This window comes from Salibaculum griseiflavum (genome assembly GCF_003129565.1).
GTDB lineage: Bacteria > Pseudomonadota > Alphaproteobacteria > Rhodobacterales > Rhodobacteraceae > Salibaculum > Salibaculum griseiflavum.
The window spans coordinates 21,113-43,191 of sequence record NZ_QETF01000023.1; the positions used below are offsets into that span (position 1 = coordinate 21,113).

Consider the following 22,079-nt stretch of genomic DNA (forward strand, 5'->3'; position numbering starts at 1 on the left):
CATTATAACAAATCACCAAATTTCCCGTAGTCTTCATCGTTATAGGCAAAAACGGTGTGCGACACTTCCAGTGACGGCGGCCCCACGACCTGCTCAAAAATCACAACGTCTGGAAGTTTGGAGACTATAGCCAGTATATCAGGCCAATCGTCTTCATCGTGCGGGTTCGAGACAGTGATATAATCGTCCCCCCGTGTCACTTCAAAACCGGCCTCTTCAACTAGTCTTTGCGTCCGCTCAGACATGCAAAATGTAAAATCGCTTGAAGTTAAAAGTTGCAGATGCCCACAGCCTTTTACCCCCCAGTCACCGCCTTCATTATGCGTCGCAGCAATGCCACAGAAAGGACAGTGGAGCGGGATGTCGTAGTATGTCGTTATCTCAATAGTGGGCATTTCTTTCTCCCTAGATAGATTTCAAGTCACTGACACTTTTCGGCTTTGCACTTTCGAAAAGCAAAAGGCCGTTCGCACCTCAGAACAGTCTCTCTCTCGAAGTGTACGTATTTCTGACTGCCTCATGAATTTCTCACGCCATGTTTCGCCAAAAAACCTGATATCACTGCGACTTCCGATGCCAAAGCGCGGATTTGCCAGAAGCTCAGCCATCGGTTGCCTCCGATGACATCAATTTTGGCTCGCTACCGTCTGAAATGAAAAACCCGGAGTACAGTTCACCGATCTCCACAAAGGCTGAACATTAACTCTCAGTATAGGGAGGTGGTCGCCACCGCGCAATCGTGACGTTCATCCCGTGTTGCCGCGTGGCCTCAACAGGCCACAACCTACACCGTTCATCTGACCAGAACACAGAGGATTTACTCACCTTCCATGAGACATGGCTCAATACAACACGCGCGACGGCCAGTCCAAAACCAATGCAGAGGGCTAGTATTACCATGGCCACGATGAAGCCAATAAATACATCCATGCGCTCACCCTCCGCAAAGTTTAGATGTTAAAATTATAGGCAATTGGCGCCCCCTCCTCCGTGTAGCTTGTCAGCTCGCCCTTTTGATTGGCCAGCATTTTGGCCTGCTGCATCGGTGTACCCTCAAAATCATGGCGCACGGATCCTTGGGCGCGCCAAGCGCCAAAGCCTTGATCCAGTAACATTACAAATTTGCGCCCATCATTCAGTTCACCAGATAGCGCTCGGTGGTGCGGCAGATCGTTTTTTCGCTCCAGCAACAGCGTCACACCGGGAAGGAGAGCTTGAAGAACATCGATGCGCTGGGCGTCGGATGCAAAGTTGTCCCAGATCATCCGAGGCTCGAACGGCAGGTGTTCGGCTTTCGCCATATGAACAGAAACCTCGGCGTCCTTCATACCCGGGGTTGCGCGCAATACGCTTGAAAGCATGCTGATCGCCAGAGGAGTCATGAGGTATCTGTCAGAGTAAGTAAGTGACTTGAGGCCGACCTCTTTCAAGGCGTTCACCTCAAGCGGCGCGTTAGCCGCCACAAAATTCCAGAACCTCTTACCAAATCCCGGGATGGCCCCGTCCAATGCGCGTTTAGGCCAGAATAGTTTAGTGTTTCCACTTCCAAGCTCCATCAGTTTTTCAACCGACAAGCCATTCGACTCCGGCAAGGTCGGTACGTCGCCCATCACGACTGGAGTCTGCGCCCCAGCGCCCCAGTCTTCGCCAGGGATGGCTTCTTCAGCAGCAATCGCGACAAAGGCGGACGTCTCCTCGCCCTGTTTCAATGTTGCAAGGACCGGGTATCCTTCAGCTAGAGGCATTTCGTCTGCCATCAGAATTTTGGCAAATGCGGCAAATCGATGAATAGACAGCCGACAGCTCAGATCAAAATCCGCAGATGACAGTAAAGAGCGCGGAAAATGCATGCGAACTTCAACACCAGCCCCATGCAACCTTGGCAACCATGACGACAATATCCAGCCCTGCAGATCCCAGTCCTTTGGCGCGCCGTGCATCCAAATATCCAATGCATCTAGGCGATTATTCCTCAGCGCACGGTCAATGAATACAGAAACCGCCTGTCCGGCAAATTGCGTGTCACTTCCCAGAACGCGATATTCAGCGGGCAAATCGAGGTAGTCCTGCAGGCCACGGGCCAACGTCAACGCTCCTGCGCGATCCATCCGAACATCTCTTTGATTGATGTCTGGACGCAAGATACAAGATGGGCATCCGTGCTTGCATGCGTCCGGGCAATCAAGCAGTTCCACAGCTCTTGAAAGAGCCTGTGTGAAGGTTTCAGTTTCACCCATTCTCGCAGATAGACCCGCCCCACCTGCGGCGCGATCAAAGAGGTAAACCGACAGACGTTTATCCCCACTGAGCCCACGGGACGGTCCAGTTTCGAGGCCCACTTCTGCGGCCTCAACGCCCAAACGCTCAACAAGGGCTTCACGTAAGGCGGCTGCAAGTGCTTTTCCTGTTTGCTCAGACGTGTCGCCTGGGAGTTGCCACTCCCAAATGTCAGTGTGAGTGATCTGTGCGAGGTGTATCGCTTTCTGGATACGGTTTGGATTGTCTGACCCTGGGCACAGCCCATCTCGCGTCAGCTTCATATCAGAGCGCCGCTGCAGAGGTTTATGTTTCAAAATGCTCTTTGGCATCTCTGCAACGGCGCCGTGTTCCGGCGCATCCAATGGGGCTGCGCGCCCACAATCCAGACAAATGGCAAAACCACCGTCTTTTTGACCTGAGGCCAAAGTTGTCAACTGCCCCAATGGATCAACCCGCATGCGACCTGCCTGCTCTTGGGGAAGCGCAATCCAATCACCCCACTGTGCCGATAAGCTTACATCATCAACGGCTGTTCGATTAATCAGTTCATAGCCAGTATGAGCTTGTTTTGCGGAAAGGAAACCCGCCGGGCGAAGCACACGCTTAGTTGTCAGTTTCTCAGTACCACATTGAGGACAAGCTTCAGGTCGTACCGTACTTACACCGAAGGCGTGGCAGTCCGAGCAGGACCAAAACTCACGCAGGTCTTCAAGATTGCTGGCATCCGCTCGCGCTTGCCAGGCCGGCAGTATCCCTTCAGACTCAAATACCTGACCATCGATGACAACCTCATTGCCAGGCGCATATTCCCGAAGGGCTTGGTGTAGCTCGCGGGAGGCCCCACCAGCACGCTGGAAGGAGGTCGACACGTCTGAAGTACGCGGCGCAGAGAGAAGAGAGGTGAAGCTGACAACGTCTGTCGGAAATCCATATGCAGGTGTAAAACCACGGCGGGCAAATTCACCAAGCATAAACTCTCCAGCCAGGCGCTTGGCGCGCAGTTTGAACGCCGCGACAACGTCATTGTCCCTCGCCCCCAACATTCCATCAAAAAGAGCTTCATATTCTTCGCGCCATTTACCTACGAGGCGCTGGAAGCCATCTGAAGCTTGAGCGATCAGAGCAGAAACGGGACGAGTGCTAAGTGTGGTGCCTTTGACAAGGGCCTGCAACTGCGCATGACGAAAGTTCGACTTTGCCCATTCGCCTCGCAAATCATCAAGGAAGCGATCTGCATCCGAGAAATCTGTGAAGGCTGTTTCAAAGGTTTCGTTGACCCCCATGAACGCACCGATGGATGACTTGACGCTCACACCACCTTGCTCGGCAAACCACTGCGACAGCAGCCCTGCATTCACATGGCGCTGGATTAATGCAGCGCTGTCAAACCAAACTTTGGGTGCAACGATCGGTCTTTCTAAGAAGTCGATAGGTCTGTGGAACGCCTGATAATCCAATGGTAAATCCCGACAGAACGTCATCGAAAATGCCCAAGGCTCGCGTCGCCGCCCTGCCCGGCCGACACGCTGACGGTAATTCGAGAGCGCTGGCGGCACATTTGCGTTGACCACCAGCTGAACGGCCGGGATGTCGACCCCCATTTCCATTGTTGTAGAGCAATTCAGGAGGTTGATCTTGCCCTCACCAAAAGCATCTTCATAGCGCGCTAGGACAGGCCGTGGGATTTGCGCAGAATGCTCTTGGGCGCGAATATATCGCGGGTATTCCGCAATGCGATCATGGAGAGCGCTCCACAGGCCAACTTTTCGGAGATCTTGAACGTTTGCATCGTTACGCAACCACTCACGCAGTTCATTTCTTTCTGTAGAGAGCGACCCGCCCCCTTTAGCGATAGGCAGAGCAGGATATTGCACTTCGGACATCATTCGCGCCGGTGCATAGGGCGATCGCCCTGCAATATTGTAGCCAAATGGGCGCCTTGTGACCGGACAGAGCCATCCCGTCTCCAGTCGTTCAAGGGCAGCCCGATCGAAACTGAGACGCCATCCACCAGCTCCAGTATTCTTGCCAGCCTTTGAAATTATCAAAGACCACAGATCGCTCAGAATTGCCGAGACACGATCTTCAATAACAGGGTCACCCTTCTCTCCTCCGGCCAACGCATAAACAAGCTTCACCAAGCGATTGCGGTCATTGAACGCCGTCGGCCATCGCCGATCGTGTTTGTGCATGTCTTCATTTGGTGTATCCGGCGCAACCATCGATTGAAGCACACCCGCTTTGGGCGCGACGGGGCCGACCATCCAAGGTGGCATTTCAACTGCGAGGTTTTGCCTGAACCCGAAGTCGATAGCGGCGTATGCCAATCCGATCCAGCCTTCGCGCGTGATCCCTGCGGCATTGACCGGGTCCGGTAAAGGCATGGATCGGGCTTTTGCTTCTAGCTCAGGAAACACAAGGCGGACCAGTCCCATTGTCTCAGGGTTGTTTTGAACACGCGGCCGACGCATCAACTCGCGGAAGAGCATCATCTCTGCGAGGTTCTTAGGGTCTTCTTGGAAGAATTTATCAATCCAGCGGTTTTTCCAAATATCACCGACAAATCCTTTGAGGTCAGGCTGCTCTGCAAACCCTGCAACTAGCTCTTTCCACGGAACAGCGCTTGAGCCACCTTGAAGTTCAGCGAGTTTCGCTTTCAAGGGAGCTTTCATGTCCTCGACAATAGGGCTGTCTGGGAGTTTTCCTAATTCAGCCAGCTGCGCTTCGAGTTTTTGGACTTCAACAGGTTTACCAGACTGAACTTCGTTCACCCGGTGCCACAGGTATGACCGCGTTAAGGTGCGCTCCGCTTCTTGCTGTAGTTTTGCGGCGAGACGAGCAACTCCTTGTCGACTGTCAGAAAACGTGATTGCGCGCCTTCCCCCCGACGGTAACCCCTTCTCTTCCATTGGCTGTGTCAGCGTTTCCAGCAACGAAGGGATGGACGTTGCGAGGAAAAAGGCTGGGCCGAACCGAAACCCCATGAGTCGCGCTTTTGCGGCACCGTCACAGCACTCACGATCGCTCGCTTTTTCAATCAGGTGAAAATTCCAAGCAGGCGTGTCCTCTGGTGGTTGATTGTCGAAGATTTTGCCATCCTTGGACAACCAGACGGACTGACCAGGAACAATCCATGCGGTCCCTTTTTCGAAGGTAACGTCCGCATCGTCATCTGGCTCCACATCTAGCAAATAATCATCAAGGTCCTCTTGGTCTGGAGGATCCAGTCTTGGCTGCGCCCCGCCGACCAGCTGTCCTTGCAGATGTACGGTGCCACATTCTGTACAGGAGACAACCTCATACACAGGTGCCCCACAGGCGCATCTTGGCGTCGCTGTCAGATGGATCGCACCATAGGGCCATTCTGCGTCATTTGTCGCGAGTTCAGGATCGCAATGGTCGCAATCTGGGTTGGTACAAGCCCAAATTCCACCCTGCGCCCGATGAAACAAATGCGCCCGCCATGGTAGAAGCTTCTTGTCATCCTTTTCCGCGAGCGCCACAACATCGAGAAGTTGCTGGGCCTCCGTGCTCTTATTGGGATCATCCAATAGAAGCTGGGCTATCGCTCTCAATGAAAGCGCTCCAGACGCCATTTTTGTGCGGAGTTTCAGCACACGGGGATGATCAGCCAATTCGCGCCACAGTCCACCGTAATCTTCCGTCTCCGCAAGCTGGTTAAGCTTCAGCAAGTCGAATGGGCGGGCCGCACCTGGGGCGGGCAAAACCGGATCCGTCGCTACCCCCTCCACAACGGTCACCTGATCAGACGCCCGACCAGACAATGCCGAAGCAAAGTCTTTAAGCTTACCCGCAGCGTCCTTCTCACCCCCTATCGTTGCCGAGGTGGCCATCAATCTGACATCTTCCGCTTCGACACCAAAGGCTGCGCGAACACGCCTAAGGAGAAGGGCCATTTCCGCGGCCTGAGACCCAATATAGCTATGCGCTTCGTCAAGCACGATCCAGCGCAGCGCACCTTGCGACTTCTCCAACATGCCGCGGTCCTGCCCGCGCAGAAGCATGTATTCCAGCATTGTAATGTTGGTCACCAAGATCTCCGGGGGCTCTTCCCGGATTTTCTTGCGGCTGCGCAGTTCCACATCATCTGATGGTGGTTGGGCTTGGTTTTCCCGCTCTACGGTATCACCATTGAACAGAGCAAAACGGACACGTCCCCCCAGCTTGCGGGCCCACGCCGACAAACGATCACGCTGACTTTCGATAAGCGCATTCAGCGGATAGAGAAGAATAGCCTGGATGCCGCCCCCAGGGCGCGGTGGTCGTGAAATAATATCCTGCAAAATCGGGATCATGAAAGACTCGGTCTTGCCGGAGCCAGTGCCCGCAGTCACCAAAACAGAGTGTTTATCTTCCAAGCTTGCACGCCATGCGGCCTGTTGGTGCAAATATGGCAACAGATCCCTGCCCATTTCATAATCACCCGCGTTTGCGAGTGCATCAACGATGTCTGGACTTAATAAGGTCCCTTCCATATCGCCCAAGGTTTGGGCGGCTGGTTTCCAGTTTCGCGCTATCTCATACACCGGATCCGCCAACACAGAGCCCGGGGCCCCAGCGTCTTGGGACAACTTCCGCGAAAGAACTTGGTTTAGGCCCGGATGTGACGTGTTGGCTCGGGCCACCATGGCTTGTGCTGAGCGCTGGGCAACAGCTTGGAGAGCCTCATTTAGACGAGAGCTATGGGTCATGATTGGGTCTCCATCGTCATCATAATCGCTGCCGGCAATGCCTCATCAAACCAGACAGGATCTACCGCTCGAAGAGCAAACAGTTGTAAGAATTCGTTCATAGATGGCTTTGGTTCCAATCCACACACCGCCTCTGCAACTTTCACAGGGGCGTCTAACAAAGGGCGCACTTGCTCAGAGAGTTGAGGGGCAATCACACTATGGCCCGCTCGGATGGAACCCGTCCCAAAAGGTAACGTGTCAAATCTTCGTGCCGCTTCTTGTGCCGCAGCCTCTAATTTTTTCACTGGGTCTGGAACAGCCAACGGAACAGGAGCGTCAGTCTCATTGAGCGCAATCGGTAGCATTTCCAGTTCAGCAAGAGCGACGCCGATATGCGCTTTGAGCTCTGGTCTCAGGAGTACAACCTGCCCTGCTTGCCTCGCTATTGTTTGGCCGATCAAGTCCTTGATTTGGCTTTCGTTAAACGTTTTGTGTTCACGCATGATATAGCTGAAGTACTGCTTTGCGTGACTGATACCCGTCTTCCATGCTTTCATGGGAATTGCTGGCCACCAAAATGGCGCTTCGGCTTCTAATTCAAGAACTTCTGCAATCTCTCTCTTGGGCTTTCTGAACAACAATGCCACAGCAGCTTCAGGACAATCACCCAACGCGGTTACTTGATCGAGGCTGCTTGCATCGCCGCCCGTGCGAACATTGGATATGAGGGTCCAAAAATCGTCCCACATTGAATCATCAGGATCTGAAAGCGCCCTTTGCCAGGCCAACTTGTATGTACCAATTCGATCTTCCCGTTTTGAAAACGGCCGCGGCCTCGGCGTCCAAACACTGGGGCGCATCACGCCGCGCTGATCTGATTTTCCCTGGATAAACCATAACCCGTCTTCTTCGCCAAGCCATCCAGCCAGATCGACACGAGATACCGCATCAAGGTGAGAGACTTCGGTTGGGTTTTCAAGATTGACGGCATGCAAAATACAGGTACCATGCCCCAGATGAAGGAATGGACCGACAACCTCGCTCGTCCAGTCATAGGTCCGCAAATTTAAACGCGCGGTTTGCTCATTTAATACCGCTCTGATGTTTATCCGTGCGTCTGGTCCAGCTAACGACAAAAGTTGACGCGCCATGTCTGCATGGATGTTCAACCGCGTGCTATCTGACGCGGCAAATGATACAGCCGAACCACCGTCCCCCAGTCGCAACCGAATACTGCCGCCACGCATCGGAAAAATGGCTCGCCAACCATCCAAGTTATGCACGGACACATCGTGATCTTTTACCAACCTATTGCCTGATGGCATGACGATTTCCGCACGCTCTGACGGCCAAGGCGCGGACAATTCAATCGACTTGCCACTTGCCGGCTCACTAAAGCGAAGCTGCACCAAGCCGACATCCGCCTCGGAAACGGAAATCGAAAGGTCCGCCTCTCCAGCTTGAGACACCGCCTGCTCGTCCGAAATATTCCCCGCGAGCAGCGCAACATGCCAACTCTGGGGCACGCCTGACACATAAACGTGCAAGGTGCCTGGGCCTGTTTCTCGCATCCGGATGTTCAGCTGAGCAGGAAAAACAATTGCACGAATTCTTCCGAGCGCGACGCCATCTTCTAGCCACTCAAAGATCTCCGCACCGAGCCTATGGGACACAGGAGTACGGTAAAGGGCATCGCCAAGGTCACGCATGGGCACATTGCCTTCTGCCCCCATGACAATCGGTTTGCCGAGAAACGCTTGCCCCGTCGATACTGTCCAACGTGACAGAGTTTCCCCTATCGCAATCATGCTTATGTGCTCCGCCTCGGCATCCTGTCCCGTGGCAATCCGAAACATTTGTGAGCCCAAATTAACCGAACCCGAACCACTTAAGCCTTGAATCACACCTCCAGGGGCGTTTTTTGGCTCGCCAAGGACCACACCATCCTCAGCCTCGGGGTTCTCTTCTCCAGAGTGTAAGATCCAGATCGACTGTTCTTTGGTCTTTCCTCGTCCAGAAATCGGGATGAGTTCGTTTGGGTGTTCCTCGCCTGACCGACTGGCGCGCCAAAGGGATGCGCTCTCATCAGGGGCCGGCAAACCAGGGTCAAGGGTGACATCCCCCTGCCCTACCCCGTCTACATAAGCCGAGGCGATAATGGCTTGCGAAGGATCTAACGCTAGAACGGCGTCCCCTCTCCCGCCCTGACGTGACAAACGCCACCCTTGCGGTTCTGGGATGGCAAGGAAACAGCTTCCACCATCGAGCAATATCCGGAGGCGAAGGTCTCTACTCACATGAGGCAAGAAGCTATGAGGCAGGAAACTTTCATCGGAAACCTTAGCAATTCCAACCCATCCTGATCCGCTTTCTGATCGCCGTAAAAGCCTTTGCACGAGAGCTTGTTCAGGTTTGGATTTGCCTCGTTCAGCCCTCAAGACGGGTCTAATGAGAGATTCAACTGCAAGGCTAGAAAGCCGCAACGGCAATTTTTGCATCCAGTTTGGATGATGCTCATCAAGCCAGCGCAGCAAGTTCACATCGGAGATTTTTTCGGGAAGCCAACCACGAATCTCAACCAGCGCTAAAGCAAGATCAGCGAGCAGCCGCTTGGTATCCTCATTTTGAAAGGCCTGGGGAAAGGCTCCCAGGTGCCGAGCTGCGAGAGCTGGAGCAGTCCGCGTCCCAAGAATTCCTTCAGCTTCTACCTGCTGCACCAACTGCAGAACCATATGCTGATAGCGCCCCGGATCCGCCATGAGCGCATCAGGCAAACCACCTTCTGCCATCAATGTGTAGAGGTACTGGTGTATACCATTTTCAGATACACGCAAAGGGCGCTGCCAGCTCTGGAGCCCTTCATCGGTTAACTTACGTGCAAAAGACTGTTCAAAATCTTCAGGTCCAATACCGATCGAATTGAATACTGGTGTCCACGAAATACTCCCACCTGAAAAGGTCCTGCGTATAAACTCAGACGCATAAATAACAAAGCCAGCCGCCGTGCTCTTGAGGACTTGGCCCATATCAATACGCAAAGTCAGCAGGCTCTGCAGTTTCTGAAATTCTTCATCGGTTACGTTATAGGCATGAAGCGTGCGACCATCAGCCTCTTCCAATTCGTTGCGCGCAAGTATGTCCCTTACGATCTTCATGTAGACTGCCCTTCTATTCTAGGTGTTGTACGGTCCCCTCCTCAAATAGCGAACCGCGCCTGGCACCCGCCATCCCCTTTCAAATTTCACGTAGGTGACGTAAAAACCTGTCGCCATTCGGCGTTCCTGCATGCGATGACCCAAGGAAAACTGATCGCGCGGAGGGCTTGGAAAATATCGAGGCCACGGTCTAAGACAATTCTTCAACCCGTATCGGTCACAATATCCCGGGTGTCAATCTTCATGGCTCTGTTTCACAAATCGGGGTTTGAACGGACGTCCCCTGCCCCGGACGGACTTATCCTGCGGGATCTGTGATTGGTATGCCAAGGGCGGTGTAGCGATTGAGCACTGCGATCCGGACTTGGAGCGCCGTAACCTGCCGGTCGAAGTCTCGCGCCATGAGGCCTTGGCCGAGTAGTTTGACGCAGTTCATCTTTGTCTCTGCGCGGCTCCGGCGGTGGTAGCCGGTCAATTTTCTCCATAAGGCGCGATCGAGATATTTGCAGGCCCTCACGGCTTCAGTCCGCGCGATGGCGTCCGCTGTCGTTGGCTTCCAAAGCTGCGCATTCTTGCGCGGCGGGATGATGGCAGCGGCGCCGCGAGCGGCAATCACATTGTGGCATCTGCGCGTGTCATAGGCCCCATCAGCGGTGATGGCGGCGATCTCCTGCTCCGGTGGGATCTGTTCCAGCAGGTCATGGAGCATCGGGGCATCTCCGACATTGCTTGTGGGGACGCCAACCGCGCGGATCTCCAGTGTTTCCTCGTCCATGCCAAGATGAAGCTTACGCCACAGGCGCTTCTTTGGCCCGCCATGCTTGCGCGCGTTCCACTCTCCTTCACCCTCGGCCTTGATCCCGGTGACATCGATCAGCGGGTGGAGAGGTCCTGATCCGCCACGGTACGGGATGGCGACGTTTAGTGTCTTCTGACGGCGGCACAGGGTGCTGAAGTCCGGGACTTTCCAGTCCAACTCGGCCAGACGAAAAAGGCTTTCGACGAACCCGGTGGTTTGCCGGAGGGGCATGTCGAACAGCACCTTCATCGTCTGGCAAACCTGGATCGCTGCGTCGCTGACCTCGGGCTAACGCCCCCGCTCGCCTGTCGGAGCCGCCTGCCACGACATCTCGGGATCAAACCAGAGTGATAGCGAACTGCGGTGCTTCAGCGCCGTGTTGTACGACTGCAAGTTCCTGGTCTTGTACTTCGTAGGGCACCAACTGCTCATGCACCGTTTCTACCCCACTGGATTCAAACAGTGAATCCCTCATACCGTTTGTGCAACAAAGCCCCGGTGGCATTTAGGCGCCAGCTACTCGACTTGTCTGATGACATGGCAACTAGGGTTGATATTCAGTTCTATTCAGACGCCTGTGACGCCCATCTGAAGGCGGTATCCGACGCACCATAGTTCACTGAGCTCCGGTCAATTTAGAGTTTCTCGCATAGCTTCTTGCCTTTGCTATGGAGGCCCAGAGTCGGATACCGCAATGAAAGCCTTGTCGCGGGTCCAAAAGGTTTGCCAGCGTTCGTCCCAGACAGCAATTTCGTAGCAGGGTGTCGCGCCAGAGCCGGGTTCTGCTTCAGGTGTTTGACACCTGAAACCGTGCACGCCGTATACGAGTGCCTGACGTGCACCGGCTGGTGCCGGCACCTTTATTGCTTGTGGCCGAAACGCTGCGCGTCTTCGAAAGATCTGGTCGCCGGTCACGATATAAAACCCACAACCGCCCGTACCACACCATGGGAAGCCAACACCTTCGCACCCAAACTCGAGGTAGACGACTGTCGCAGCGTGGTCCTCTGCGCCGAATGGCAATTCATAGACGGCACTTTGTGGAACTCTCAGACGCCCAGAGCTGGAAGCCTGCTGACTGCTAAGCTCGGCGCAGGCCATCTCATAATTGGACAAGATCGCTTGGACAGCCGCTTCAGTCTCGCTGTCCCTCGGGTTGGCAACCGCTGAAGACGTGACCAGAAGCGAGAGCGCCGAAGCACCAAGCAGACGTTGTATGGCGCGGTAGGAACCCAGACAAAGCACCCTGCGCCCAGTGATACGATAAGGTTGGCTCAAAGCGCGCAAGATCATTATCAGCCTCAGTTTCCAACAAGGGCGGGTGGCGTTGGCTACGCCGTGACTGGTTTGACTGGCAAGACTCTTCATATGGCTGATCGCCTTTTTGCCCGCCAGTCGGCGCCAACAACGTTCCAACAATCTCTTTGATCCGCGTCGCTGACGGCTCATCTAAATTGTAGTAGGCTTAATCAGAGAACATCGAGCAGTCGGCTTCTGGTGACCCGGATCCAATCAACCTGATGCTTGCCTTGATGACAACTTTCTCGATTTCGTAGTCCGACATAGTCCGATCGCCACAGGCGAATGCGATAGCTGCCATTGGGTTAGGAGAGGTACCGGTTCCCTCAATTAGCGAGTTGGCAACGAGGATCTCGGCGTCTGGGCTGCCCCGACCTGCCCACTGTACGGCATAGGCAAACCCTTGATCTCTTAAACCGAGCTGGTTCAACTCGTCATAGTATTTTTTGCTAAAGCTGTCATTTGCCAACGCCGTTTTGGGTATGACTGCAATTAAAGCTATGGCAACGTAAGGTGTAATGCGAGCTAGCAATCTTATCATGTCCCTTAAGTTTTAGTCAGCCTACAACATCAGAGCCCATGAGCAAGGTCTCTTCGGGATGCGTGGGAGTTAATATGGTTTGCTGGCCGGGTGGGGCACCGCCAGAAGTCGTGGTTGCGACGTACAGCGCGTCTGGCGCAGAGACCGAACATAGCACGGCGCCACGAACCCGATATATGTTGGCTTGTGCCGTGCTTTGTACCTTAACCCAAAAATTACCCCTACGGTCTAAGGACGGGCTGTGGTGCTAAAAGGATGGAACCGGTCGGGACAGTTTTGCTCTAAGTTGGCAGGGCTAGGGCCCGAAAGCAGCGGGTAAAGCCGATATGTTCAGGCCTCTAGTTACGAGGACTGGTCCGCCACACCCTCGATTACGATTCCTGAATCTGCGGCGCGCAGACCTTGGGCCAACGCTCTTGTTCCGCTGAACCCACGAGAGCTTACCTGCACATCCACGCAATGTGTCGGATTCCGTCACCCGTGTTGTTTTCAGTTTGAGTTACCTAGGGACCCTGTCGCATATGGCGTATCAATGCGCGTTAGCGGGGTCGGCTCTTCCAGAATAAAAAGATCTTTACCACAGTATCCGGGATCCGTTCTGCAGCGTCGTCGAGCGCTGCGTCGAGGTCCTCGTGCGCGATGCCGATGACCGAGTGGCCATTCTCATCCAATATATGGCTCATGATGGGCTGTATGAGGTGTCCGTTTTCTCCACTTTCCGTCAGCCGAAGCCAGTTTTTGGGCCGGAGCGCAACGGCTTGCATGAACCCCTCGCACCAATCCATAGCGATCAAGTGACCTTCGGGTGCCTGCCAGAATATCGGCTCAGCCACCGGGTCCTCGCGTTCCAGATTCGACCGGATCTGCCGCAGGCGCGTTTCGACGCTTTCGACGACCCAACCGGCCAGCGCCTCGGCTTCGGTGCCAAATACAACCTTCAGCCACTCTGAAGTGGGAACGAAGACCCGTCCACATGCCAGACCGTGCAGGAAGCCATCCATATCCGATAGCATCATGCAGCCCTCAGGGCTGCTGTCGGACATCAGGTAGGCGTCCAGTGCGTCCAAATCGAGCACGTCATCCATGTGCTACCCTCTCCCAACCCTGTTTTTCCAGAAGCGCTAAACCCGCGTTGGTTTTAAAGGGCATGAGACCTTGGCGCAACAGATCGGCACCACCCTTCGGGCGGCAGCCGATTGCGGCTTTCTTCGGCTTGTAGCGGCACCTAATCTTGAGCACGTGACTAGGTTTCACACGCTCCAACTTCCCCCTGATCAGCGCGCTCTGAACACGTGATCAGGGGGCTTTTCTCCTTGGCTGCGCATACAAAACTTCCGTTGCATTGACCCGGCGTTAGCTGACCTTAATCTGAAGAGTGTTCGAATGTTTTGAACACTTCCTTCAACTTGTCCCTGTCGCTCCCTGTAAGGCGATGGGGGCCTTTTTGTTTGGCGAGTTATCGTACGAAGCGACGAGCGGCGCTCGCCGGGTTGCCGGGGCGACCATAGAGATGATTGCCGCAAAATGAGCGACGGTGATGCAGGTTTCCCGAACCTTACGGAAATTTGTCGACGTAACCGCCTGCCCTATCTGACCTCTCAAAGAGAGGTGCTACTGTGTCATATTTTCGCGTCGATGAGCCTGTATGCGCAACCTGTTCCGGCTGGCTGGGCGGCAGGACAGTGATCGAGAATGCAGTGGCTGTGCAGAGCATAAAAGCGTTTCAGGACGAAGGTTTGTGCAAGGCCAAGCATAGCTTTGTAGCCGCGACGTTTCACTGCCCGTCTCATACATTTTTGACCCGTGACCGTTACAGCGTTGCCTTTGACGATTGAATCGCGGGGATTCCCACGGGCTCGATTTTGTGATTCATCCTTTTTGGGAGGATGTTTTATGGCCAATGTACTTTCGATGGACCTGCGGGTTCGCTTCAAGCAATTGATGGATCAGGGTCTTTGCGCAGCGGCGGCGGGGAGGATGCTGCTTGTGAGCCCCGCTACCGCGGCTCGCTGGGGCAAGAAGGTTCGCGATGGGGCTTCTCTTGAGCCGCGTCCGTCGGGTCCACGCAAAGGAAGTGGCCGGCTTGAGCCCTTCATGCCGTTCTTCCTGGAACTGATCGAACAGGATCCCGACATCACGCTTGCCGAGCTGCAGGCCGCCCTGCTGGCGGCCCATGATGTGACAGCCTCGACCAGTGGGATCGACGCGCTCCTTCGCCGCCACGGTTACTCATATAAAAAAGGCCTGATCGCCGAAGAAGGCCGCAAGCCCGAGGTGCGAAAGGCGCGACATGACTGGGCACGGCGCCAAAAAGTCATGCGCGAGCAACCGCATCAGCTGATCTTTCTCGATGAGACGGGTACCAATACCAAAATGACACGCGAGTACGGACGCAGCCTACGCGGCGAGCGTCTCAAGGGCACAGCGCCGTTCCGGCGGTGGGGCAACCAGACCCTGATCCCGGGGCTGTCTTGTGATGGGATCGTGGCTCCTTGGGTGATCTCCGGCGCCATGGACCAAGATGCCTTTGACACGTACGTCGAAAAGGTCCTGATCCCCGAGCTGGAACCCGGCTCCGTCGTCATCCTCGACAACCTTGCAACCCACAAGAGCGATGCCGCCGCACAGATGCTCAAATCCCATGGCTGCTGGTTCCTGTTCCTGCCTGCCTATAGCCCCGATCTAAACCCCATCGAGATGGCCTTCTCGAAGCTGAAGGCTCATCTCCGACGCATTGGCGCAAGGACCTTTGATCAGCTCATCCAAGCCATCGGCAAAATCTGTGATCTCTTCACGCCAGACGAATGCTGGAACTTCTTCGAAGCCGCCGGATACACCTCATGAATAAGTGGAAACGCTGTAACCTGCGTGATCTAAGGCGCTTTCAAGCATTACCCTACGGCCGCTGAGAGCCGTGATGCAGTTACCCAAGACAGCTTTGGGCCCTTCACCCGCCCTTATCAACGGCGACCCAAACTCCAAACGCCCCACTTTCATCCGTAATCTTCTGCTCGATCCGCGCCGCGCGCGCCGTGGCCTCTATCGCCTCCAGAACTTGCGCCTGCGCGGCATCGAAGCTGACCGCCTCAGCCGCACTATCGGTCCGATGGTTCAACCCGGTGGCGCTGTCATGCCAGACAAAGGCGTCATAGACCGCGAGATCATCACGCGCGGGATCCACCACCTCCCAGGTCTCCGCCCCGCCTTCCTCAGACCTTACCCCATTGATCACGCGGGCAGCGGCATGCTGCTTGCGCAATTCAGCGTAGCGGCGCCGATCATGATCGTGGGCGGCCTCCAGCGTCTCATGAAGCTGCCCATCGGACGTGCGGAACAGGTCCTTTTCGATATGATCACCGAAGTATGTGATGGCCTCCAGGCGCGAGGCGAGTGCGCGCATCCATGCCACCCACCCGGCGTAGTCGCTATGGTCCGTGCCCGCGTAGTTGGCGTCGATCCAGCTCTGTCCGGCCTCCTGGTGGTCCAGCAGGGTTTGAAGGGCATCTGCGTAATCAATGACCTCGACGTTATTGGCTGCAAACCAGGCGCCAATATAGGCGTTGGCCCCTTTGCAAACGCCCAGGTCTCTCAACATCTGCATGGAGACTTTCATCCGACTGCTCCATAGGCTCTGTCTGAACCGCCAAGCCAGGTGACGGCGTGCCCGTTTGTCTGGATTGCCTTGCCGCCCGCGGCGCCGGGATTGCCGCCTTGTTGCGCCGTAAAGTCATCGAAGGTCTGCCTGCCTGCCCCACCTGCGGCGCCCCATCCGCCCCCGCCGCCAGAGAACGGCGTCTGGGATTCCACCGGATTGTCTCCGCCAACGTCTCTGACATAGATGGTGAAGGCATCGCCTTCACCGGGGTGCCCCGGCCCACCGCCGGGTGCCGCAAATTTCGTATCAAGTGGAGACCCGAAGGGCGGAGAGGGACGCCGATCCGGCGCGCCCGACACCACAAGGGGATCTTCATCGGTGCGGGGCGTGGTCAGGATAAGCTCCCCAATCCCCGTTGCCATCCCCGGTAAAATACGTCCCCCACCCTGACCTGACAGGCCGCCTATTTTGAACGGCCCTGACGTGCCGCCACCGCCACCATCACCCATATTCTGTCCTCCTAAACTCCTCTGGCCTCTTCGGCCCCAATGCCGCTTGCGCCACCAGCACCACCATGGCTGGGTAGGTTGGCACCGGCCCAATTGTTCGACCCTGTTGCCACGGATCCCGGCTGACCAATGGCCCCGCCAGCCCCAAAGTCGCCCAGGACAAGGTTGTCTGTGTCGCCATAAGGCATGGGACCGCCACGTCCCCCGCCGGCACCACCGCCACCGGGGCTGTGCATGGCGGTGGGCAAGAGCCCGAGCCGCGCCGACCCGGTACAGGCCGCCCCCCCGCCGCCTCCACCGCCAATATATCCGTTGCTGTTGTCGATGATGATGGGTTGGGTCAGCGTTATCGCCGGCCCGCCCACCGTTGGTGCGACATAACTGGTGCGGTCGGTGAGCTGATAGCCCCCGTCGCCGCCTTTGCCCATAATGAAGCCATGATTCACCAGAGTGAGCCCGTCCGGGAAGGCCCCGCCGGTGTCCAGCGCGGCAACTGTCGTATTGTCTGACCAAATGTAAACGCCGGTCGCGATCGTCACCTCGACCTTGCTTGTACCATCCCAGCCTTGCCCTCGCAGGTAGGCGTGCAGGTCCAGCTCCTGCTGATGGCTGGTAATGGTGTGGGTGAACTGGGCAGATTTGCCACGCAGGGCGCTGAGCCCGATCGTACCATTGGCAACACCCGCGAGTCCGCGCAGGCCTGCGTCCCCCAGCGAGATGGTCGCGCCAGCGGCACGGCCCAGCTCGGTGTTCACCTGGCTCAGCGAGATCGGTCCCGTCGATGGAAGCGCCATGGATCACGGGCTCCCAAAGGCAGTGACATCGCCGAGTACGGTCAGATTGCCGGAGCCGTCCAGCGTCATCACATCCGTACCATTATAGCGGAAGGTTAGGCTTGCGCCCGCGGCATGGGCGGTAAAGGCCCCCCACCGGGCCCCGACCTCGACGATCTCCTCACTGCCGTCGACGCGCTTGAGGAAGAGCTTGCCGTCCCGGGTATTGATCGCGAGCTCGCCCAGGTCTAGCTGGGCCGGCGTTGGCACCTTGGTGGCGATGGTGGATCGTTTCAGGCGGATTGTGCTGGCCATGGGACCTCCTCGCATTCAGCCATATTTGGGACAGGGTGATGGATCGGCCGGCTCTCAGAAGGTGCCGCCATCAAGGGCGATGCCGGTGATGCTGCCGCCGGTGATGGCCACAGTGTTCGCAGCCTGCGTGGCCATGGTGCCGAGGCCAAGATTGGACCGCGCGCTGGCCGCATTCGTCAGATCCGAGAGGTTCGCGGACTTTTCAGGCTTGTCAGCCAGCCCGTTGGTAACGCTTGCCGCGAAGTTGGGATCGTCGCCAAGGGCCGAGGCCAGCTCGTTGAGCGTGTCAAGCGCCCCCGGGGCGGCATCGACCAGGGCCGCGATGGCGGCCTGTACGAAGGCGGTGCTAGCGATCTGCGTAGTGTTGGTGCTCGGCGAGGCCGTGGGCGCGGTGGGCGTGCCAGTGAGTGCTGGAGAGGCCGTCGGGGCCTTCGCATCCAGCGTGCCCTGCAAGCCCGTAACCTCCGAGATTGGGTGCCCGTGGCCGCTCGGCGCAAAACTGGCAGGCTTGCCCGTCACGCCGGCCCAGGGCACGATGTCAGCCGCCTCAGCCGCATCGACCTTGCCGTCATTGTCCGTGTCGTAGGTGGCCTTGGCCATATCGCCCGCCCCGAACGAGGCGATCTCGTTTTGCACGAACTCGGTGGTTGCGAGCTTGGTCGAGCTGTCGTTCCCCGCCGGGGTCGGCGCGGTCGGGGTGCCCGTGAAGCTCGGCGAGACCAGCGGCGCCGTGCTGTTCAGCGCGGCTTGCAAGCCGGTGATATCCGCGACGTCGTGGCCGTGCCCGCTGTCGGACTTGCCATCGAGTGCCGTTTGCAGACCGCTGACCTGTCCGATCGCGTGGCTGTGCGCGCTGTTAGCCTTGCCGGCAAGCCCCGCATCGAGCTGCGACTTACGCACAAGATCGGTGCTCGCGGCCGCGTCCTGCGAGGACTTGGGGGCCGATGAGAAGGTCTTGGCGCCTGCTATGGTCTGCGCGTTGGTGATGTCAACGAACCCGCCCCGGCCGGCGAGAGGCACGATCGAGGTCGCAGTGCCGCTCCCGTCATCGCCCTTGCCGATATAAAGCGTGTCGTCGACCTCGTTATGGGCGACCTCGCCGGATTTGAGGGCGGCAGGCGCACCGGCATTGCCAGCCTGGCGGCGTTTGAACTGGATCGTATTGGCCATCAGAAGAAGCCTCCGTTGATGGGGGTGTTGGTGGGCAGGATGGTAATGCCGGGTTCACCTTGCGCGCCGCGCTCACCTTGCGGGCCGGGTTGGCCCTCCGGGCCCGGCTGGCCACTCAGGCGGATCCGCAGCGGCCCGGTGACCACCCGAACCTTGATCGGGGCGGTGATGGTGATGGGCCCGGTTTGCGAGACGGCACCGCTCATAGGGCAAGCCCGCGCGTCACCGGCTGGGTGACCGGGAGATCCAAGAGAAAGCCCAGATGCAGATCCGGCGTGAGATCGGTGCGCACGAGGTCCAGAACGATACGCCCGGGCGCAAGGCATGCGCTTTGCTCGGGGCTCAGCGCCAACTCAAGCACCGTGTCGCTGATCCGCAGGATCCCCTGATTGGCGCTGGTGAGTGTGGCCAGAACATCTGTCGCCCCTGCGCGCGCACGGATTTGCCCCGCATAGCTGGCTTTCTCAGGAAAAACCGGCACCTCCGCTTCAATCTGCAGCCGCCACGCGTAGCCGATCAACACGGCTGGGCCTTCTGTTAGCGTGGTGGTGGTCATGGCCGCCACCCGCAGAGCCGTGCGCCGATCTCGTTATGGGCCACAATTTGGGCGAGCGTTGCGTCACTCAGCACGTCCTGACGGGATGGCCGGAACGGCTCAGCCCAATCACAGGCCTCGTAAGACCGACCGGGATCAATCCCGCATCCAGCGGTCAGCCCGGCGCTCAAGATCAGCGCGGCCAGCGTTTTGCTGCACGTCATGACGAATGTCCTTTGCAGTTTGCATGGCGCGGATGCGCGCCTCGGCGCGGCGGATGGCAAACTCGGTCTCCGCCTGAACACGGCCGTGCCGGATCAGTAGCCAGGCCGTACTCACGAGCGCGGCGGCGAGCGCCAGATAAAGTACCGCGCAGCGGCCCCACCCGGACAGAAGGGACGTCAGCTGGGCCCTCATGGGGTGCGCCCTGTCCGGTGATCAGCGATCCGCGCGCGGCGGGCCTTCACAGCAAAGAGAATGACACCGATAAACACGGCTACCCCGATCCACGGCATGGCCACGGTCAGCCACGCCTCGAGGCCTGTGAGCGCAAAGATCCGAGAGGCCGTCTCACGGGCCTGTTCAGCCTCACGTAAGGCCGGGGCAACCTGAGCGCTCAAGGAACCAAGCGCCCCAAGCGTGCCCAGCCCAATCTGCGCATTGGCCGCCGTAACGATCCGGCTTTCCGACGGAACGCCTTCTACCCGCTCTGGCGCCTCCTGGCGTGGGGAGGCCGTCTCCAGCGCCTCTTCCAGCGCCACATCAATGACGGGCACAAGCGGCAGGGCCTGATCATCGCGGAACGCAAGGATCGCAGCACGGCTGCGTGGGCCAATGATGCCGTCAATCATACCGACCTCGTGGTATCCGAGCGCCTTCAGGCGGGCCTGAACCGCCCGCGCCGACATCGTCACTGAGTGCGCCACAGCCCCAGCCCGCCGCACCCCCAGGAGCTTGGAGACCGGGTAACGTTTTATGGTCACCGCATCAGACTGATTGCCGCCAAGCCCCCAGACCGAGGCCCCCTCAATCCGGTCGATAAAAAATACATGCCCCTGCCAGCTCGACGCACCGCGCGGGATCACCCCGATATCACCGGGCTGCGCCTCCGTGAGCTCCACCGGAATGCCCCAGTCGAGATAAGACCGCGCCGTGAGCTGGCGCGTCGAGCGGATCCCGGCCGTCTCCAGGCAATGACCGACGAAGGCCGCGCACCAGGCCACGCTGTCATGCTCCACCCAGTCATGGCCAACCGATGCATACATCTCCATGACAAGAGGGTTGTTGGCAGGGCCCGGGCCCTCGGTGGTGCCAATATATCCGCGGGCAATCTCAAAAGGTGTCATGATGCTCTCCCATGCAAAAAGCCGCCCAAAAGGGCGGCTGTGGTGGTCTTAAAATAGTGGCTGAGCCCGACGGGCTTGGCGGGCCAGTCCGCACTTGCCTTAGGCGGCTGTGCGCAAATAGGCTTTGGCTTGCTCGACCCAATCATCGACGGCGGCGGCTTGGGACGGGCCAATGCCAACAACGCCGAAGAGTTGAACTTCAAAGAGCCCAGAGGCCGGCTGCAGCTCGGGCCAGAATCCACCTTGGGACAAAACAGCCGAGCGTAGCACCACGACAGGATCATCGGCCTCGGGCAACTGGGCTAGAACCTCAGCGATATCGGTCATTACAAAGCCTCTCCCCTTATTCATTCCGTGCGCTCTAGATGGCGACAGTCAGCTGGACATCAAGAGACGAGCCGCACAGGTGCGACCTACTGCTTACGACACATCCAAGCCGTCATCAGGGCTTCTGCGCCGCGCGGGCCCAGATAGGCCAGCGTGGCCACCAGCCCCGTGCGCACCGGCTGGCCAAGCTCAAGATAGCTGGCGACGGCCTCGCCAATGATTGCCATCCCGATGGCCACGGGGATTTCCCACAAGAGCTCCTTGCCAAAAAACCGCCGCCGGCCCAGCTTCACCTCGCCGGAGTGATACATCAGCCGCCCCGTGAAGGCGCCGATCAGCGTCGTTACCGCCCCACCAAACAGGCTGTTCAAGGTTTCTAAAAAGCCCGGCTCGATCATGGGCGCCTCCCGTGGTCCTATACAGTTCTTGGTCTCGATCAGTATTCCCCGCCATCAAGCAGTGGCTCGAAGGCGGCATCGGCCAGATCGCGCAGCATGAGCGTCGGCGGTGTGGTGCTTGTGTCCAGCCACAGCATGCCGGGCGCGGTGGCAGTGGGCGCGACCTCGCCGCTGCTGGTTGAGCGCAAGGCCGCAAAGATGGCGTTCATCTGCGCGCGTACGGCCGCCCCGTCATCGTTGATGATCACAAAGCTTTGGGCTTGGGTCATAAGTCGATTTCCCGTTTACAATTCAGCCGCAGGGCCTTCGCCTTTGCGGAACAGCCGACAGGCCGCCACAGGACGCCCTGCCTGCCAAGGCCGGC

18 protein-coding genes and 1 pseudogene are annotated in these 22,079 nt (G+C 57.5%); 2 read left to right on the forward strand and 17 right to left on the reverse strand.

The window, feature by feature from the left end; translation table 11 throughout:
• Window positions 1-2 precede the first annotated feature (2 nt).
• The 6 genes and pseudogenes from DFK10_RS15175 to DFK10_RS15210 form a co-directional block, all read right to left on the reverse strand.
• A complete protein-coding gene (locus DFK10_RS15175; RefSeq protein WP_109389882.1) occupies window positions 3-395 on the reverse strand; it encodes a hypothetical protein in 393 nt (130 codons plus the stop codon).
• Between the two features lie 555 nt (window positions 396-950).
• The gene (locus DFK10_RS15180; protein ID WP_109389883.1) at window positions 951-6,971 is read right to left on the reverse strand and encodes a DEAD/DEAH box helicase; all 6,021 of its coding nucleotides are present in this window, start codon (window positions 6,969-6,971) and stop codon (window positions 951-953) included.
• Window positions 6,968-10,108, reverse strand: a complete 3,141-nt coding sequence (locus tag DFK10_RS16340; RefSeq protein WP_146193281.1) for an STY4851/ECs_5259 family protein — start codon at window positions 10,106-10,108, stop codon at window positions 6,968-6,970. The genes DFK10_RS15180 and DFK10_RS16340 overlap by 4 nt, the downstream gene beginning before the upstream one ends.
• Before the next feature lie 298 nt (window positions 10,109-10,406).
• Window positions 10,407-11,339 (reverse strand): annotated as a pseudogene (locus DFK10_RS15200) (IS5 family transposase).
• Between the two features lie 1,033 nt (window positions 11,340-12,372).
• The gene (locus tag DFK10_RS15205) at window positions 12,373-12,747 is read right to left on the reverse strand and encodes a hypothetical protein (RefSeq protein WP_109389887.1); all 375 of its coding nucleotides are present in this window, start codon (window positions 12,745-12,747) and stop codon (window positions 12,373-12,375) included.
• Window positions 12,748-13,286: 539 nt separating this feature from the next.
• On the reverse strand, window positions 13,287-13,832 hold the full coding sequence (locus DFK10_RS15210; protein ID WP_109389888.1) for a YecA/YgfB family protein: 546 nt from the start codon (window positions 13,830-13,832) through the stop codon (window positions 13,287-13,289).
• Window positions 13,833-14,271: 439 nt separating this feature from the next.
• Between DFK10_RS15210 and DFK10_RS16550 the strand changes: the two genes are divergently transcribed.
• Together DFK10_RS16550 and DFK10_RS15215 are read left to right on the forward strand one after the other, a co-directional pair.
• Entirely contained in the window at window positions 14,272-14,433 is a 162-nt protein-coding gene (locus DFK10_RS16550; protein ID WP_217810180.1) for a hypothetical protein, read from the forward strand.
• A 207-nt stretch (window positions 14,434-14,640) separates the two neighbouring features.
• A complete protein-coding gene (locus DFK10_RS15215) occupies window positions 14,641-15,591 on the forward strand; it encodes an IS630 family transposase (protein ID WP_109389889.1) in 951 nt (316 codons plus the stop codon).
• Between the two features lie 103 nt (window positions 15,592-15,694).
• On the opposite strand, the gene DFK10_RS15220 is transcribed toward DFK10_RS15215, so the two are convergent.
• From DFK10_RS15220 to DFK10_RS15275, 11 genes are all read right to left on the reverse strand, one after another.
• Window positions 15,695-16,360 (reverse strand): hypothetical protein, encoded by a 666-nt coding sequence (locus DFK10_RS15220; protein WP_146193282.1) that lies wholly within the window; start codon window positions 16,358-16,360, stop codon window positions 15,695-15,697.
• A 502-nt stretch (window positions 16,361-16,862) separates the two neighbouring features.
• Complete coding sequence (locus DFK10_RS15230; protein WP_109389892.1) at window positions 16,863-17,645, reverse strand: hypothetical protein; 783 nt, start codon at window positions 17,643-17,645, stop codon at window positions 16,863-16,865.
• A 3-nt stretch (window positions 17,646-17,648) separates the two neighbouring features.
• Window positions 17,649-17,939, reverse strand: coding sequence for a hypothetical protein (locus DFK10_RS15235; protein WP_109389893.1), 291 nt, complete (start codon window positions 17,937-17,939; stop codon window positions 17,649-17,651).
• A gap of 54 nt (window positions 17,940-17,993) precedes the next feature.
• Window positions 17,994-19,109: a phage tail fiber repeat family protein gene (locus tag DFK10_RS15240; protein ID WP_109389894.1), complete on the reverse strand. Its 1,116-nt coding sequence runs from the start codon at window positions 19,107-19,109 to the stop codon at window positions 17,994-17,996.
• Entirely contained in the window at window positions 19,109-19,315 is a 207-nt protein-coding gene (locus DFK10_RS15245; protein WP_109389895.1) for a hypothetical protein, read from the reverse strand. The genes DFK10_RS15240 and DFK10_RS15245 overlap by 1 nt, the downstream gene beginning before the upstream one ends.
• The gene (locus tag DFK10_RS15250) at window positions 19,312-19,665 is read right to left on the reverse strand and encodes a hypothetical protein (protein ID WP_109389914.1); all 354 of its coding nucleotides are present in this window, start codon (window positions 19,663-19,665) and stop codon (window positions 19,312-19,314) included. Before DFK10_RS15250 ends, DFK10_RS15245 begins: the two co-directional genes overlap by 4 nt.
• A 135-nt stretch (window positions 19,666-19,800) precedes the next feature.
• Window positions 19,801-20,061 (reverse strand): hypothetical protein, encoded by a 261-nt coding sequence (locus DFK10_RS16345; RefSeq protein WP_146193283.1) that lies wholly within the window; start codon window positions 20,059-20,061, stop codon window positions 19,801-19,803.
• A complete protein-coding gene (locus tag DFK10_RS15260; RefSeq protein ID WP_109389897.1) occupies window positions 20,058-20,990 on the reverse strand; it encodes a C40 family peptidase in 933 nt (310 codons plus the stop codon). The genes DFK10_RS16345 and DFK10_RS15260 overlap by 4 nt, the downstream gene beginning before the upstream one ends.
• Window positions 20,991-21,089: 99 nt before the next feature.
• Window positions 21,090-21,317: a hypothetical protein gene (locus DFK10_RS15265; protein WP_109389898.1), complete on the reverse strand. Its 228-nt coding sequence runs from the start codon at window positions 21,315-21,317 to the stop codon at window positions 21,090-21,092.
• Window positions 21,318-21,403: 86 nt separating this feature from the next.
• The gene (locus tag DFK10_RS15270) at window positions 21,404-21,715 is read right to left on the reverse strand and encodes a phage holin family protein (RefSeq protein WP_109389899.1); all 312 of its coding nucleotides are present in this window, start codon (window positions 21,713-21,715) and stop codon (window positions 21,404-21,406) included.
• A gap of 38 nt (window positions 21,716-21,753) precedes the next feature.
• On the reverse strand, window positions 21,754-21,984 hold the full coding sequence (locus DFK10_RS15275; protein WP_109389900.1) for a hypothetical protein: 231 nt from the start codon (window positions 21,982-21,984) through the stop codon (window positions 21,754-21,756).
• Between the last annotated feature and the right edge of the window lie 95 nt (window positions 21,985-22,079).

Excerpts from the sequence above, each read along its gene's own strand:
- DFK10_RS15175 (WP_109389882.1), bottom strand. The coding sequence starts at position 395 with ATGCCCACTATTGAGATAACGACATACTACGACATCCCGCTCCACTGT.
- DFK10_RS15180 (WP_109389883.1), bottom strand. The coding sequence starts at position 6,971 with ATGACCCATAGCTCTCGTCTAAATGAGGCTCTCCAAGCTGTTGCCCAG.
- DFK10_RS16340 (WP_146193281.1), bottom strand. The coding sequence starts at position 10,108 with ATGAAGATCGTAAGGGACATACTTGCGCGCAACGAATTGGAAGAGGCT.
- DFK10_RS15205 (WP_109389887.1), bottom strand. The coding sequence starts at position 12,747 with ATGATAAGATTGCTAGCTCGCATTACACCTTACGTTGCCATAGCTTTA.
- DFK10_RS15210 (WP_109389888.1), bottom strand. The coding sequence starts at position 13,832 with ATGGATGACGTGCTCGATTTGGACGCACTGGACGCCTACCTGATGTCC.
- DFK10_RS16550 (WP_217810180.1), top strand. The coding sequence starts at position 14,272 with ATGAGCGACGGTGATGCAGGTTTCCCGAACCTTACGGAAATTTGTCGA.
- DFK10_RS15215 (WP_109389889.1), top strand. The coding sequence starts at position 14,641 with ATGGCCAATGTACTTTCGATGGACCTGCGGGTTCGCTTCAAGCAATTG.
- DFK10_RS15220 (WP_146193282.1), bottom strand. The coding sequence starts at position 16,360 with ATGAAAGTCTCCATGCAGATGTTGAGAGACCTGGGCGTTTGCAAAGGG.
- DFK10_RS15230 (WP_109389892.1), bottom strand. The coding sequence starts at position 17,645 with ATGGCGCTTCCATCGACGGGACCGATCTCGCTGAGCCAGGTGAACACC.
- DFK10_RS15235 (WP_109389893.1), bottom strand. The coding sequence starts at position 17,939 with ATGGCCAGCACAATCCGCCTGAAACGATCCACCATCGCCACCAAGGTG.
- DFK10_RS15240 (WP_109389894.1), bottom strand. The coding sequence starts at position 19,109 with ATGGCCAATACGATCCAGTTCAAACGCCGCCAGGCTGGCAATGCCGGT.
- DFK10_RS15245 (WP_109389895.1), bottom strand. The coding sequence starts at position 19,315 with ATGAGCGGTGCCGTCTCGCAAACCGGGCCCATCACCATCACCGCCCCG.
- DFK10_RS15250 (WP_109389914.1), bottom strand. The coding sequence starts at position 19,665 with ATGACCACCACCACGCTAACAGAAGGCCCAGCCGTGTTGATCGGCTAC.
- DFK10_RS16345 (WP_146193283.1), bottom strand. The coding sequence starts at position 20,061 with ATGAGGGCCCAGCTGACGTCCCTTCTGTCCGGGTGGGGCCGCTGCGCG.
- DFK10_RS15260 (WP_109389897.1), bottom strand. The coding sequence starts at position 20,990 with ATGACACCTTTTGAGATTGCCCGCGGATATATTGGCACCACCGAGGGC.
- DFK10_RS15265 (WP_109389898.1), bottom strand. The coding sequence starts at position 21,317 with ATGACCGATATCGCTGAGGTTCTAGCCCAGTTGCCCGAGGCCGATGAT.
- DFK10_RS15270 (WP_109389899.1), bottom strand. The coding sequence starts at position 21,715 with ATGATCGAGCCGGGCTTTTTAGAAACCTTGAACAGCCTGTTTGGTGGG.
- DFK10_RS15275 (WP_109389900.1), bottom strand. The coding sequence starts at position 21,984 with ATGACCCAAGCCCAAAGCTTTGTGATCATCAACGATGACGGGGCGGCC.